The sequence below is a fragment of the Azospirillum brasilense genome, from assembly GCF_005222205.1.
GTDB lineage: Bacteria > Pseudomonadota > Alphaproteobacteria > Azospirillales > Azospirillaceae > Azospirillum > Azospirillum brasilense_G.
Genome location: NZ_CP032345.1, coordinates 2,693,540 through 2,708,145 on the forward strand (window position 1 = coordinate 2,693,540; position 14,606 = coordinate 2,708,145).

Here is a 14,606-nt window from a genome sequence, read left to right on the forward strand (position 1 = left end):
GATAGGGGGACAGGGCACACCAAGGCGGGGTTTCGCCATGACACTGTCCCTCATCTTCCACGGCGCCGCCGGCACGGTCACCGGCTCCTGCTTCCGCATCCGGACCGGCGACGGCGACCTGCTGATCGACTGCGGCCTGTTCCAGGGCACCAAGACGGTCAGGGAGCTGAACTACCGGCCCTTCCCCTTCAAGCCGTCCGCCGTGAAGGCGGTGCTGCTGACCCACGCGCACATCGACCATTCGGGCCTGCTGCCCAAGCTGGTCCGCCAGGGCTTCAAGGGGCGGGTGCACGCCACCGCCGGCACTGCCGACCTGCTGGCCTACATGCTGCCCGACAGCGGCTACATCCAGGAGACGGAGGTGGAGCGGCTGAACCGCCGCAACCGCCAGCGCGGGCGCCCGGCGGTCGAGCCGATCTACACACAGGGGGACGCCCAGGCGGCCATCCGCCATCTGCACGCGGTCGATTACGGGGAATGGGTGACGGTGCTGCGCGGAATCCGCGCCCGCTTCTGGCCGGCCGGGCACATCCTCGGTTCGGCGTCGGTGGAACTGGAGGTGACGCGCGGCGGGACGGCCGAGACGATCCTGTTCTCCGGGGACCTCGGCCCCGGCGGCAAGTCCTTCCACGCCGACGCCGAGGGACCGCCGCGCCCCGACTGGATGGTGCTGGAGACCACCTACGGCAACCGCGAGCGGGTCGAGGTGGGCGAGGCCGAGCGGCAGGCCCTGCTGCGCGACGAGGTGCGGGCGGCGCTCGCCGCGGGCGGCCCGCTGCTGATCCCGGCCTTCGCGGTGGAGCGCACGCAGGAGCTGCTCTACGACCTGAGCCGCCTGTCCGACCGCGGCGAGATCCCGCTGGTCGATGTCTTTCTCGACTCGCCGCTCGCCGACTCCGTCACCGGGGTGTTCCGCCGCCATCTGGCTGATCTCGGCACCGGCGGCGATCCCTTCGCCCGGCCCAACCTGCACCGCGTGCGCTCCGCCGCGGAGAGCCAGAAGCTCAACGCCCTCAAGGGCGGCGCCATCATCATGGCGGCCAGCGGCATGTGCGACGCCGGCCGCATCCGCCATCACCTGAAGAACCATCTGTGGCGCCCGGAAGCCACCGTCCTGCTGGTCGGCTACCAGGCGCCGGGCACGCTGGGTCACCTGTTGCAGCAGGGGGCCGGGAACGTCCGCATCCATGGCGAGGAAATCGCGGTGCGCGCCCGCATCCGATCGCTGGACGTCTATTCCGGCCACGCCGACCGCAGCGGCCTGCTGGCCTGGGTGGCGGCGCGGCAGGGGGTGGGGCGCGGCCTGTTCCTAGTGCATGGCGAGGAGGATGCCCGCGCCGGCCTGCGCGACGCCCTGGTCCGCCGTGGCTGGGACCCGGCGCTGATCCGCCTGCCCGAACTGGACGAGGTGGCCGATCTGACCGCGGCCGCGCCGGCCCAGGCGCCGGCAGCCGAGGCCGGCCCGCCACGGTTGGAGCCGCAGGCCGTCTCCGCCGGGCGGGACTGGCACAACCGCTACGCCGCGTTCCTGCTGGATCTGCACCGGGCGCTGGACGCGGCACCCGACGACGCGGCGCGCGAGGAGCTGCTGCGCGGGATGGGCGACCGCCTGACGCAGGCGGCGGGGCGGACGGCGGAGTGAAGGTTCTGCCCTCGGCCGGGCGGTGCATGCTATAGATCGATGACAGCAGATCGATGACGGGCGCGAAACAAAGGGATGACGGTGCGATGGGGAAGGTGGCGAACATCGTGATCCAGATGGCGCGCAAGCTGACCGACGACAACGCCCGGCTGGGCCGTGTCCGCAACGCCGGCAAGCCCAAGACCTTTCCCCATTTCCGCGAGATCCGGAACGCCTATCTGGACATCCAGGGGCTGGTCTTCTCCATCCAGGAACGCCTGCCGGAGACCGGGAACGACCTGCCGCCGAACTTTCCGCAATGGGTGATCCGGCAGAAGCTGACGGCGATCGCCCATTTCACCGACATCAGCTACGCCTTCGTCAGCGACCCGCCCTTGGCGCTGACCAGCTCACTCGGCGCCTTCGACGTGCTCCAGGCGGAGCAGAAGGCCTTTTCGGAGACGCTGAACGCCTTCGACATGATGCTGATGGAGGCGGGGATCGACGACAAGACCGCCGACGAACTGGACGCCACCCGCACCAAGATCGAGCAGATCCTCGGCATGATCGAGACGCTTTTGCAGAACAGCCCCAAGGTGTTGCAGGAGTTTTGAGCACCGCCGCACGCTTTGGGCGACCCCGCCAATATTTATACGCTTCTCGCACGGGCACAATCTGGTTAAGGTCTACCGGTGCGCGTCGTCCCCCATGGAAGGAATCCGGGCGGGCGGCGTCACCGTCAGCTTCGGTGCGGCCCCATGCAGAGGTCTTCCAACCCCGATCCGATCGACCGTGCGCCGGGCGAGCCCTCGACCGATCCGATGGCTGATTCCATGAGCGATGCGACTGCGAGCGATTCGGCTGCCATTCCCAGACGCCTCCCTCTGTTGGCCCTGCTGGCCGCGCTTGTGTTGACGGTGCTGGTCTGGAACGACACCCGCCAGCGTGTCGCCGCGGATGCCGAGGGCCGGTTCGCCCTGCGGGTGGAGGAGCTGCACCGCCGTTTCGAGAGCCAGATCCAGGTCCATGTGCAGGTGACGCGCTCCGCCGCCGCCCTGTTCACCGCCTATCCCGAGGTGAAGCGTGCGGAATGGAACCGGTTCGTGGACGGGCTGCACCTTGCCGAGCGCTTTCCGGCGATCACCGCCGTCGTCTTCGCGCGGGTCGCCGATCAATGGACCGGCCCGGAACTGGTCACCGAAGCCCGGATGGACGGGCTGCGCGGCTTCCGGATCTGGCCGGAAGCGACCGGTCCGATGCGGCTCGTCACGCTGTACGCCGCCCCGGTCAACGAACGCACCCTGCGCACGCTCGGCTACGACCTGCTGGCGGAGCCGGTGCGCCGTGCCGCCGCGGAGCAGGCGCGGGACAGCGGTGAGCCGACGGTCATCCGCGCCGCCGTCCTGGGGCACGACGAGGGCGAGCCCTCGCCGCCGGCCGTCATGGTCTTTCAGGCTGTCTATCGCGACGGGCAGAGCCCCGCCACGCAGGAGCAGCGGCGGGTCGCCTTCGCCGGCCTGGTGATGACCCCCATACAGATCGCGCCCCTGGCCGAGTCCGTGTTCGGCCGGATGGGCGACGTCGCGGCGACGGTGTTCGAAGGGAGCCGAGAATTCCCGCTCTACCGCAGCCGCCCGGAGGCGTCGGACCGGCCGTTGCTGAGCGCGAGCCGGGACATCGTCCTGGGCAACCGCGTCCTGTCGATCCGGTACGAGAGCCGGTCGAGCTTCGAGGAGGGGGTCGACCGCTGGAAGCCGGCGCTGGTCTTGGTGACCGGGCTGTCGCTCAGCCTGCTTCTGTCGGTCCTGCTGTGGGCGCTGGCGGCGACGCGCCACCGGGCGCTGGTGATCGCCGGGCGCATCACCGCGTCGCTGCGCCGGCGCGAGACGGAGCTGGACCTGCTGTTCAACCAGGCGCCTCTCGGCATCGCCCTCATCGGGGCGGACGCCAGGATCACCGACTGCAATCCCGCCTTCGCCCGCGCCGTCGGGGTGGGGCGCGACGGCTTGGTCGGAAACGACGCCAGGCTGCGCGCGTCGGACCCGGCGGTGAGTGCCGCCATCGACTCCGCCATCGCTGGGGAGAGCGTGCGGCTGGAGGTCGACCATCTGCTGCTGGCCGGTGGGCGGCACAGCCACTTCTCCCTCCATCTCCAGCCGGTGTCCACCCCCGGCGACCCGCCCTTCGTCATGGCCTTCGTCGAGGACATCGGCGACAAACGGCGGGCCGAGCAGCACGTCCATTATCTGGCCCATTACGATCCGCTGACCGGCCTGCCCAACCGCGTCCTGCTGTTCGACCGCATCGCCCAGGCGGTCCGCGAAGCCCGGCGCGACGGCGCGCGGGTGGCCGTCCTGTTCATCGACCTCGACCGCTTCAAGGTCATCAACGACAGCCTTGGGCACTCCTTCGGCGACGAGGTGCTGCGGTCGGTGGCGCGGCGGCTGCACGGAGCGATGCGTCCGTCGGACACGGTGGGTCGGCTGGGCGGCGACGAATTCCTGATCGTCGTGCCGAACATCGGGACGCCGAGCGTGGCCGCCGCGGTGGCGGAACGGGTCATGGCGCAGCTCGCCACGCCCTTCGCCATCGGCGGGCGGAACTTCGTGGTGTCGCCCAGCATCGGCATCAGCCTGTTCCCCGATGACGCGGAGGACGCCGAAGGGCTGATCCGCTGCGCCGACATCGCCATGTACAACGCCAAGGACGCCGGGCGGAACGCCTACCGCTTCGTGACGCGCGAGATGGGCGCGCGGTCCCGCGAACGCCTCGATCTGGAGGCCGCGCTGCGCCGTGCCCTGCTGAACCGGGAACTGTTCCTCGTCTATCAGCCGCAGCTGCGCATTTCCGACGACCTCGTGGTCGGGGTTGAGGCCCTGCTGCGCTGGCGCCACCCGGACGCCGGTCTCATCATGCCCAACCGCTTCCTGCCCGTGGCCGAGGAAACCGGCCTGATCCAGGGCATCGGCGATTGGGTGCTGGACGAGGTGTGCGCCCAGATCCGCCGCTGGCGCGACCAGATCGGCCTGGCGGTGCCGGTCGCCGTCAACGTCTCCGCCCAGCAGTTCCGCGACGGGCAGCTTCCCGCCAAGGTGGCCGCCGCGTTGGATCGCAACGGCCTCCAGGGCTGGGAGCTGGAGATCGAGGTGACCGAGGGCACGCTGATCGACGACATTCCGTCGGCCATCGCGACGCTGCGCGCGCTGAAACAGCGCGGGTGCCTGATCGCGCTGGACGATTTCGGCACCGGTTACTCCTCGCTCAACTATCTGCACCGCTTCCCGATCGACAAGCTGAAGATCGACCGTTCCTTCATCCACGATCTGGAGCAGGATGGGACGGGCGATTCCATCCCGCGTGCCATCGTCGGGCTGGGCCGCAGCCTGGGCCTGTCGGTGGTCGCCGAAGGGGTGGAGACGGAGGCGCAGCTCCAGCTTCTGCGCAGCCTGAAATGCGAGAGTTTCCAGGGGTACCTGTTCAGCCGCCCGGTCCTGGCGGAGGAGCTGGAGCCGATCCTGGCGCTGCGTGCCGCCCGTGGCCACCGCGTTTCGACGGTGGAGCCGATGGCCAGGGAGCCGGTGTAGCGGCGGTCAGCGGGGAAAGGTCACCACGCCTTCCTCCGCGGCCTGCCAAGCGGGCTTGGCGTTGTGGCCGATGGTGCGCCGTTCCTCGTCCATCCGATCGCGATGCCGCTGCATTGACCGGCGGTGGCGGTTCAGCCCGGAGGCGCCGTGGTCGTCACGGACCCAGCCGCGCGCCATCGCCGCCCCGGCCAGTACGCCGAAGCCGGCGACCACCGCGGCGGTGATCCAGGGATGCATCCGGGCCTCGGTGTAGAGGCTGGTTTCACGCACGAAGCGGTGCCGGCCGGCGCGCTCCCGCCCGTCGTCGCCGTGGCTGTGCAGGGCGTCGTTGCGCGGGCGGAGCGGTCCGCCGGAGCGGATGATGCGCGGCAGGGTCCGCTCCATGATCCGGTCCGTGAGTCGCGGCGCGAAGGTCTCCGCCAGAGCGAACAGCTTGGCGCCGCCGCCGACATAGAGGTCGCGCATCGGCCGCCGGGCGCAATGCAGGATGGCCTTCGCCACGACCTCCGGCGCGTAGACCGGGGGCGGGTTGCTCGGCTCCGCGTCCAGCAGGTTCAGGGCGTGGTCCTCGTACAGGCTGTCGACGGCCGCCGGCTTGATCAGGCTGACGGAGATGGGCGCGCCCTCGGCCTCCAGCTCCATGCGCAGCGCGTCGGTGAAGCCCTTCACGGCGTGCTTGGTGGCGACATAGGCGCCCTGGAGCGGGATGGCGCGGTCCGACAGCACGCTGCCGATGTTGATCAGCGCCCCGCCGTTCTGCCGCAGGTGGGGAATGGCCGCCAGCGAGCCGTTGACCACGCCCCAGTAGTTCGTCTCGAACAGGCGGCGGTGGTCGTCCGGGGCGGTGTCCACGAGCTTGCCGATGATCGCCACGCCGGCGTTGTTCACCCAGCTGTCGATCCGGCCGTAGCTGCGGACCGCCGAGTCGGCCACCCGCCGCAGGGCGTCGGGGTCGGCCACGTCGGCGACGCAGTGGATCGCGTCCCCGCCGTCGGCCCGGATCGCCTCCGCCGCCTGGGCGAGCGCGTCGCGGTCGCGGGCGGCCAGGACGACCTTCGCGCCTTGCCGGGCGGCCATGCGGGCGGTGACCAGCCCGATGCCGCTCGACGCACCGGTGATGACGATCACCTGCTCGTCAATGGGTTTGAGCCGCGGTTGCATGGGTGCCGTTCCTCCATCGTTCGATCGTTGGAATCCGTGGGTCATCCGCTGTGAACAGGCGGTCCGGCGGAGCGTTGCCGCCGGGCGGTGCGTCCGGGCCACTCCGAAAGGAGGGTTGGCGGGCCAGCGAAGCGGCACAGCTTTACCGGGACCTGTCAGGCGGGGAGGACACAGCGCCCATGCTCAAAACAGCCGCCAAAGCCGGCGGACTCGCCGACCGATTCCGCCGGGTGCGCGCCACCTCGGCGGAACTGGCCGTCGGGCTGTCGCCGGAGGATCAGGTGGTGCAGTCCATGCCGGACGCCAGCCCGGTCAAATGGCATCTGGCCCACACGACGTGGTTCTTCGAAACCTTTCTGCTGATCCCGAATCTGCCGGGCTACCGGCCCTTTGATCCGGCCTTCGGCTATCTCTTCAACTCCTATTACGAGGCCGTCGGCGCCCGCCATCCGCGGCCCCGGCGCGGTCTGGTGACGCGGCCCGGCGTGGCCGAGGTGGCGGCCTACCGCGACCATGTGGATGCCGCCATGCTGACTTTGCTGGAGCGTGGCGACTCCGAGCGGCTGGCCCCGCTGGTGACGCTCGGCCTCGCCCACGAAGAGCAGCATCAGGAGCTGATCCTGATGGACCTGCTGCATCTGTTCTCCTGCAACCCGGTCGCGCCGGCCTACCGTCCCTATCGCCCCGCCTTGCGCGGCCCCGCCCATGAGGGGCGCTGGATCGCGGTGGATGGTGGGATCGTCGCGGTGGGGCACGATGGCGAGGGCTTCGCCTTCGACAACGAGGGACCGCGGCACGAGGTGCTGCTGCGCCCCTTCCGCCTGTTCTCCCGGGCGGTGACCAACGGGGAGTGGTTGGCCTTCGTCGAGGACGGCGGCTACCGCAACCCGGCGCTCTGGCTGTCCGACGGCTGGGCCACGGTCAATGCCGAGGGGTGGGAGGCGCCGGCCTACTGGCGGCGGGGCGAGGACGGCGGTTGGCGGGAATTCACCCTGCTCGGCGAGCATCCTCTGGACGAGGACGCCCCGGTCAGCCACGTCGGCTTCTACGAGGCGGATGCCTTCGCCCGCTGGGCCGGCAAGCGCCTTCCGACGGAGGCCGAGTGGGAAACCGCTGCCGCCGGGATGTCCGCCACCGGCAACACGCTGGGCAGCGGGCTGCTGCGCCCGGTCGCCGCCACGGAGGGCGAGGGGCTCGTCCAGATGTTCGGCGATGTCTGGGAATGGACGGCCAGCGCCTACAGCGGCTATCCGGGCTTCCGCCCCGCCGCCGGGGCGGTCGGCGAATACAACGGCAAGTTCATGGCCAACCAGTATGTGCTGCGCGGCGGATGCTGCGCCACGCCGGACGGCCATGTCCGCGCCACCTACCGGAATTTCTTCTATCCGCACCAACGCTGGATGTTCAGCGGCGTGCGCCTCGCGGAGGACGCCTGATGACCGCAATTTCCGCCGCCCGCGCCCATCCGGCGCGGGGACCGGCGCCGGACGACCTGTTCCTGTCCGACGTGCTGGAGGGCCTGTCCCGACCGGAGAAGAGCCTGCCCTGCAAGTACTTCTACGACGCCGAGGGCTCGGCCCTGTTCGACGCCATCTGCACGCTCGACGAATATTACCCGACGCGGACCGAGACCGCGCTGCTGCACGACCGCGCGGACGAGATCGCCGCTCTCGCCGGGCGCGGCGCCACGCTGGTGGAGCTGGGCAGCGGATCGAGCGTCAAGGTGCGAATCCTGCTCGACGCGCTGGACGCGCCGGCCATGTATGTGCCGGTGGACATCAGCCGCGACCATCTGATCGCCGCCGCGGCGCGGCTGGCCGGCGACTACCCGGCGGTGACGGTGGTGCCGGTGGCCGCCGACTATGTGCGGGGCTTCGCGCTGCCGCGGGGCGTTGCGCCGGAACGGACGATGGCCTTCTTCCCCGGCAGCACCATCGGCAATTTCCGGCCCGCCGAGGCGATGACCTTCCTGGACACGCTCGGACGGCGGCTCGGGGCCGGGGCGCGTCTGCTGATCGGCGTGGACCTGCGCAAGGACCCGGCGGTGCTGGAGGCCGCCTACGACGACGCGCGCGGCGTGACCGCCGCTTTCAACATGAACCTGCTCGCCCGCATCAACCGCGAGCTGGACGGCACCTTCGACCTGGAGCGCTTCGCCCATGTCGCCCGCTACGACACCGCGCGTGGGCGGATCGAGATGCATTTGCGCAGCCTGGACGACCAGACCGTCCGCATCGCCGGCCATCCCATCCGCTTCGCCCGCGGCGAGACGATCCACACCGAGAACTCCTACAAATACTCGGTGCCCGGCTTCCGCCGCCTTGCCGCCCGCGCCGGCTGGCGCACCGAGCGGAGCTGGACCGACGAGAACCAGCTGTTCAGCCTGCACTGGATGGTTCGGCATGGCTGACCCCGTTTGGCACCGGGAACACCATATCCGGGCCAGGGTTGAGTCCCGTCGAGACACCGCAACAACGGGACAGGACCCATGACCAGCATCTTCGACCGGATCAAGCAGGACCACGACACCATCCGCCGCCTGCTCGACGCGGCCGAGAAGTCGGACGGCGACGGGCGCGCCGCCTACGAGGATCTGCAGCGCGAGCTGTGGGCGCACGGAAAGATCGAGGAGGCCGTCTTCTACCAGTCGCTGTCCAAGGCGAAGAACACCAAGCAGGAGACCACCGAGGGCCTGAACGAGCACCACATCATCAACGGCTTTCTCGACGAGCTGAACGCCATGCCCGCCGACAGCACCGCCTGGAAGGCCAAGCTCCAGGTGCTGGGTGAAGTCACCCGCCACCACCTCGACGAGGAGGAGGAGGAACTGTTCGAGGAGGCCAAGAAGGCGCTCGACGACAAGCGCGCCGAGGAACTCGGCAACATCTACGGGGAGCGCAAGAAGCAGATGCTGGCCGCCCTGGCCCCTCTGCCCAAGAGCGCGTAACAAGCCCGCAACGCCAAGCGCGCTGTTTTTAAAGCGGAACGGAGGACCGCAGTCTCTTGCGCCGGGGCTTCCCGGCGTGACAGGCTGCGGTCTTCCGTTCCGCTGCACGAACCATCGCCATGCCCCCGATCGCCAAGACTCCGATCGCCAAGCCCGCCCCGAAGTCAGCCGCCGGCTCGCTCGCCTCCTTCGCGCCCTGGGCGGGGGAGGGCGGCATCCGCGTCTATCTGAGGCCGGTCGGGCTGCTGCCCATCGCCGCCTGGAGCGCCGGCGCGGCGGTGCCGCTCGCTGGCGGGCGCTTCTCCTTCGCCACCGCCCAGGTGATCGTCCGGCAGGGCGCGCGGATCGAGCGGGCCTTCGCGCCGCTGACCGAGATCATGGCCTGGGGGTGGGAGCGCGGCCCCGCCGTGGCGCAGAGCCTGGACAAGCGGCTGGGTGCGCTGACCCGCGGTCGGGCGCCGTTCGCCGGGCTTGACCTCGGGCGCCCGCGCATCATGGCCATCGTCAACGTGACGCCGGACAGCTTTTCCGACGGCGGCGACTTCTTCGACGCCGGGACGGCCATCGCCCATGGCGAGGCGATGCTGGAGGCCGGGGCCGACCTGCTGGACGTCGGCGGCGAATCCACCCGTCCCGGTTCCGCCCCGGTGTCGCCCGAGGAGGAGGAGGCCCGCGTCCTGCCGGTGGTCCGCCACTTCGCGGCCAAGGGCGCGGTGGTGTCGGTGGACACGCGGCACGCGCGGGTGATGCGCGCCGCGCTCGACGCCGGTGCGGCCCTGATCAACGACGTGGCCGGGCTGCGCGACCCCGGCGCGCTGCCGCTGGTGGCGGAGAAGGCGGCGCCCGTCGTGGTCATGCACATGCGGGGCGAGCCCGGCACCATGCAGCAGAACCCGACCTATGAGGACGCGGCGCTCGACGTCTTCGACTGGCTGGAGGAGCGGGTGGAAGCCTGCCTTGCCGCCGGGGTGCCGCTGGAGCGCATCGCCGTCGATCCCGGCATCGGCTTCGGCAAGACGGTGGAGCACAATCTCGACATCCTGCGCCACACCGCCCTGTACCATGGGCTCGGCTGTGCCCTGCTGATCGGGCTGTCGCGAAAGACCCTGATCGGCAAGCTGTCGCGGAGCGAGCCGCCGAAGGAGCGGCTGCCCGGATCGCTGGCCGGCGGCTTGGAAACGCTGAACCAGGGCGCGCATCTCCTGCGTGTCCACGACGTGCCCCAAACGGTCCAGGCGCGCGCCGTCTGGGAGGGGCTTCATCCCGCACGGGTGCCGTGATCGCATGGCGCATGTAACCCTTTGGCGTCTGCGCGGAAGGGTTCTTGACCCTGCCCCCCAGGGCAAGCGATGACATTTTCACACATCCGCGATTGCGGTACAGTGACTGGGCCATTCCCGAGGGTTTTCATGACGCGACACCTGTTCGGCACCGACGGCATCCGTGGCACCGCCAACATCGATCCGATGACGGCGGAAACCGCCCTGCGCGTCGCGATGGCGTCCGCTTTGCAGTTCCGCCGGGGCGACCACCGGCACCGCGTGGTGATCGGCAAGGACACCCGCCTGTCCGGCTATCTGCTGGAGCCGGCGCTGACCGCGGGCTTCATTTCCATGGGCATGGACGTGGTGCTGCTCGGCCCGCTGCCGACGCCCGCCGTCGCCATGCTGACGCGCTCGCTGCGCGCCGACCTCGGCGTGATGATCTCCGCCTCGCACAACCCGTACCAGGACAACGGCATCAAGCTGTTCGGGCCGGACGGCTACAAGCTGTCGGACGCAGTGGAGATCGCCATCGAGACGCGCATGGGCCAGCCCTTCGCACCGGACCTCGCCGGTTCCGCCGATCTCGGCCGCGCCTCCCGCCTGGAGGACTCGACGGGCCGCTACATCGAGTATGTGAAGAACACCTTCCCGCGCGGTCTGCGGCTGGACGGGCTGAGGATCGTCGTGGATTGCGCCAACGGCGCCGCCTACCGCGTCGCCCCGAAGGTGCTGTACGAGCTGGGGGCCGACGTGATCCCGGTCGGGGTCAGCCCGGACGGCCTGAACATCAACAAGGATTGCGGCGCCACCGCCACCCGGACCCTGCAGGAGCAGGTGGTGGCCCACGGCGCTCATCTGGGCATCGCGCTGGACGGCGACGCCGACCGCCTGATCATGGTCGACGAGGCCGGGCGCGTCGTCGACGGCGACCAGGTGATGGCGCTGATCGCCTCCTCCTGGGCGCAGGCGCAGACGCTGAAGGGCGGCGGCGTGGTCGCCACGGTGATGTCCAACCTGGGCATGGAGCGGCATCTCCAGGGGCTGGGCATCGCGCTGGTCCGCACGCCGGTCGGCGACCGCTATGTGGTGGAACATATGCGCGAGCACGGCTACAACGTCGGTGGGGAGCAGTCGGGGCACGTCGTGCTGTCCGACTATTCCACGACCGGCGACGGGCTGATCGCCGCACTCCAGGTTCTGGCGGTGCTGATCCAGTCCGGCGGCCGGGCGGCCAGCGAGGTCTGCCAGGTCTTCGCCCCGGTGCCGCAGAAGCTGACCAACGTCCGCTTCGCCGCCGGGTCGAAGCCGCTGGAGATGTCCTCCGTCCAGGCGGCGATCCGCGATGGCGAGGCGCGGCTGAACGGGTCGGGACGCATCCTGATCCGCAAGTCGGGGACCGAGCCGGTGATCCGCGTCATGGCGGAAGGCGACGACGAAGGGCTGGTGCACGCGGTGGTGGCCGATATTGCCGGCGCCATCACGGACGCCGCCCGGCTGGAGACCGCCTCCTAAGGCCAACCCTCCAACCAGACGACCAGACGAAAGCAATCCCGATGCAGGCCCACCCGATCAACGGCCGTGTTCTCATCGTCGCCGGATCCGATTCCGGCGGCGGTGCCGGCATCCAGGCGGACATCAAGGCGGTCAGCGCGCTGAACGCCTTCGCCATGACCGCCATCGCGGCGCTGACCGCGCAGAACACGACCGGGGTCTATGGCGTGCTGCCCGTGGATCCGGCCTTCGTCGCCCTGCAGATGAAGGTGGTGCTGGAGGACCTCGGGGCCGACAGCATCAAGATCGGCATGCTCGCCAACGCCGCCGTCATCGAGGCGGTGGCCGGCGAGTATGAGGCGCGGGCGATCAACGTTCCGCTGGTCGTCGATCCGGTGATGGTGTCGAAGAGCGGCCATTTCCTGCTGGAGCCGGACGCCGTGCAGACCCTGCGCAAGCGCCTGCTGCCCCATGCGGAGCTGGTCACTCCCAACCTGCCGGAGGCCGAGGCGCTGACCAACATCCCGGTGCGCAACCTGGACGACATGCGTCGCGCCGCCGAGATGATCCGCACCTTCGGGCCGAAGGCCGTTCTGCTGAAGGGCGGCCATCTGGAGGACGAGCGGCTGTGCGACCTGCTGCTCACCGAGGACGGCGAGGAGGTGTTCGAGGGGCGGCGCATCCACACCCCGCACACCCACGGCACCGGCTGCACCCTCGCCTCGGCCATCGCCGCCGGCATCGCCCAGGGGTTGGGCGTGCGCGATTCGGTGGCCCGCGCCCGCGCCTATGTGGACGAGGCCATCCGCTCCGCCCCCGGGTTCGGGCATGGCCACGGCCCGCTGAACCATCTGCACACGGTCCGGCCGTTCCCCTAAAGCGAACTTCCGTTCGCTTTAGACTCACATCGCCTCACTTGCCGGCGGGCTTCGGCCGCATGTGCGGCCGGGACCGCCGTCGCGGTCCAAAGCGGATTGCAATCCGCTTTAAGGGCGCGGCCGTTCCGCCTTCTCACACGATCGACAGCATCGCGGTCTGCGGGTTGTCCAGCAGGTCGGCCAGCGTGCGCAGGCCGCGCGCCAGTTCGTCCCGGCTGTGCGGGTGGCAGAGGCCAAGCCGCACGGCGTGGGGGGCGCTGGCCCGGCCCACGGCGAACACGTCGCCCCCGGTCACCTTCACGCCGCGGCGCAGCGCCTCGGCGATGAAGTCGTCGCGCCGCCAGGGCTCGGGCAGGACCATCCAGAGATGCTGCGCCGACGCGTGCCCGCAGACGGCGCTGGCAGGCAGGATGGAGCGGGCGATCTGCTGGCGCGCCATGGCTTCCCCGCGCTGGGCCTCGGCGATGCGGTCGGCGCTGCCGTCGGTGATCCAGCGCGTCGCGACCTCCGGCGGCAGGGGCGGGGAGGAGTATTGCAGGGCGCGGATGACCGCCTCCACCCGCGGCACCAGGGCCGGCGGCGCGACCACATAGCCGACGCGCAGCCCGGCCGACACGCTCTTGGACAGGCTGTTGACGTAGAGCGTGACGTCCGGGGCGATGGCCTGGATGGGCTTCGCATCATGGACCAGGAAGCCGAAGACGTCGTCCTCCACCAGCACCACCCCGTAGCGGCGGGCGATGGCCGCGATCTCGACCCGCCGGGCCTGCGGCATGACGGAGGCGGTGGGGTTGTGCAGGGTCGGCACCAGATAGAGTGCCTTGGGGGCCAGACGGCGGCAGGCGCTGTCGAAACTGTCCGGGACCACGCCATGCTCGTCGATGGCGATCCCCTCCAGATGGTAGCCCTCGACCGCGCTCAGGGTCTTCATGCCGTAGTTGGTCAGCCGCTCCGTCAGCACGACGTCGCCGGGGCGCGCCACCGCGGCCATCGCCACCGCCATGGCGTTCTGCGCGCCGGTGGTCAGCAGGGTCGTGTCCGGCGTCGCCGCCGCCCGGTGCTGGCGGGTGAGCCATTGCGCCCCGGCGGCGCGGTGCGCGGGCAGGCCGGCGTGCGGCGCATATTCCAGCAGCGCCCCGAGGTTCGGCGACGCGCCGATGGCGGCCAGGGTGGCGCCCATCATCGGCACCGACATCGGGTGCTCCGGCGTCACGACGGTCATGTTGACGACGGAGGGTTCGGGCCGGGGAGCCCAGGAGAAGGGGTCGGAAGGGGGCATGTGGCGCTGCCCCTGCACGAAGGTGCCGCGCCCGACCTCGCCGCCGATCAGCCCGCGCTTCTCCGCCTCCGTGTAGGCGCGGGTGATGGTGCCGACGGTGACGCCGAGGCGGTAGGCGAGGTCGCGGTGGGTGGGAAGGCGCGTGCCGGGAGCGAGCCGTCCGCCGGCGATGTCGTCGGACAGGGCGTCGGCGATGGCGCGGTAACGGGGGCCTTGCCGGCCCTCCAGATCAGGAACCCACTGTGTCATGGGGACAATGATGACATTGTACCGATCCTTCGGCAAGTGTCACCGCATTGTCGCGATTGTCCGTATCCGAACGCGCGGCGCGCTCGGGAACCCGGACGGCCGGGCGGGCGTTGCAGTCAGGAACGCCCGGC

Annotated in this window: 11 protein-coding genes; 9 read left to right on the forward strand and 2 right to left on the reverse strand. The window is 70.3% G+C overall.

Annotated elements, in window-relative coordinates; genetic code table 11:
• Nucleotides 1-37 precede the first annotated feature (37 nt).
• From D3869_RS12845 to D3869_RS12855, 3 genes are all read left to right on the forward strand, one after another.
• On the forward strand, nucleotides 38-1,642 hold the full coding sequence (locus tag D3869_RS12845) for an MBL fold metallo-hydrolase (protein WP_137140351.1): 1,605 nt from the start codon (nucleotides 38-40) through the stop codon (nucleotides 1,640-1,642).
• Nucleotides 1,643-1,728: 86 nt separating this feature from the next.
• Nucleotides 1,729-2,235, forward strand: a complete 507-nt coding sequence (locus tag D3869_RS12850) for a hypothetical protein (RefSeq protein WP_137140352.1) — start codon at nucleotides 1,729-1,731, stop codon at nucleotides 2,233-2,235.
• Between the two features lie 219 nt (nucleotides 2,236-2,454).
• A complete protein-coding gene (locus D3869_RS12855; RefSeq protein WP_137140353.1) occupies nucleotides 2,455-5,205 on the forward strand; it encodes a bifunctional diguanylate cyclase/phosphodiesterase in 2,751 nt (916 codons plus the stop codon).
• A gap of 6 nt (nucleotides 5,206-5,211) precedes the next feature.
• Here the strand turns inward: D3869_RS12855 and D3869_RS12860 are convergent, their stop codons facing one another.
• Nucleotides 5,212-6,366, reverse strand: a complete 1,155-nt coding sequence (locus D3869_RS12860) for an SDR family oxidoreductase (protein ID WP_137140354.1) — start codon at nucleotides 6,364-6,366, stop codon at nucleotides 5,212-5,214.
• 179 nt (nucleotides 6,367-6,545) lie between these two features.
• On the opposite strand from D3869_RS12860, the gene egtB reads away from it, so the two are divergent.
• The 6 genes from egtB (at nucleotide 6,546) to thiD (ending at nucleotide 12,947) form a co-directional block, all read left to right on the forward strand.
• Nucleotides 6,546-7,802 (forward strand): ergothioneine biosynthesis protein EgtB, encoded by a 1,257-nt coding sequence (gene egtB, locus D3869_RS12865; RefSeq protein ID WP_137140355.1) that lies wholly within the window; start codon nucleotides 6,546-6,548, stop codon nucleotides 7,800-7,802.
• Nucleotides 7,802-8,776, forward strand: a complete 975-nt coding sequence (gene egtD, locus D3869_RS12870) for an L-histidine N(alpha)-methyltransferase (protein WP_137140356.1) — start codon at nucleotides 7,802-7,804, stop codon at nucleotides 8,774-8,776. Before egtB ends, egtD begins: the two co-directional genes overlap by 1 nt.
• Before the next feature lie 78 nt (nucleotides 8,777-8,854).
• Nucleotides 8,855-9,313, forward strand: a complete 459-nt coding sequence (locus D3869_RS12875) for a hemerythrin domain-containing protein (RefSeq protein ID WP_137140357.1) — start codon at nucleotides 8,855-8,857, stop codon at nucleotides 9,311-9,313.
• Nucleotides 9,314-9,432: 119 nt separating this feature from the next.
• Nucleotides 9,433-10,593: a dihydropteroate synthase gene (gene folP, locus D3869_RS12880; protein WP_137140358.1), complete on the forward strand. Its 1,161-nt coding sequence runs from the start codon at nucleotides 9,433-9,435 to the stop codon at nucleotides 10,591-10,593.
• Nucleotides 10,594-10,722: 129 nt separating this feature from the next.
• Complete coding sequence (gene glmM / locus D3869_RS12885) at nucleotides 10,723-12,090, forward strand: phosphoglucosamine mutase (RefSeq protein WP_137140359.1); 1,368 nt, start codon at nucleotides 10,723-10,725, stop codon at nucleotides 12,088-12,090.
• Nucleotides 12,091-12,131: 41 nt separating this feature from the next.
• Nucleotides 12,132-12,947, forward strand: coding sequence for a bifunctional hydroxymethylpyrimidine kinase/phosphomethylpyrimidine kinase (thiD, locus tag D3869_RS12890; protein ID WP_175426461.1), 816 nt, complete (start codon nucleotides 12,132-12,134; stop codon nucleotides 12,945-12,947).
• Between the two features lie 133 nt (nucleotides 12,948-13,080).
• Here the strand turns inward: thiD and D3869_RS12895 are convergent, their stop codons facing one another.
• Complete coding sequence (locus D3869_RS12895) at nucleotides 13,081-14,475, reverse strand: PLP-dependent aminotransferase family protein (RefSeq protein WP_137140360.1); 1,395 nt, start codon at nucleotides 14,473-14,475, stop codon at nucleotides 13,081-13,083.
• Nucleotides 14,476-14,606 lie beyond the last annotated feature (131 nt).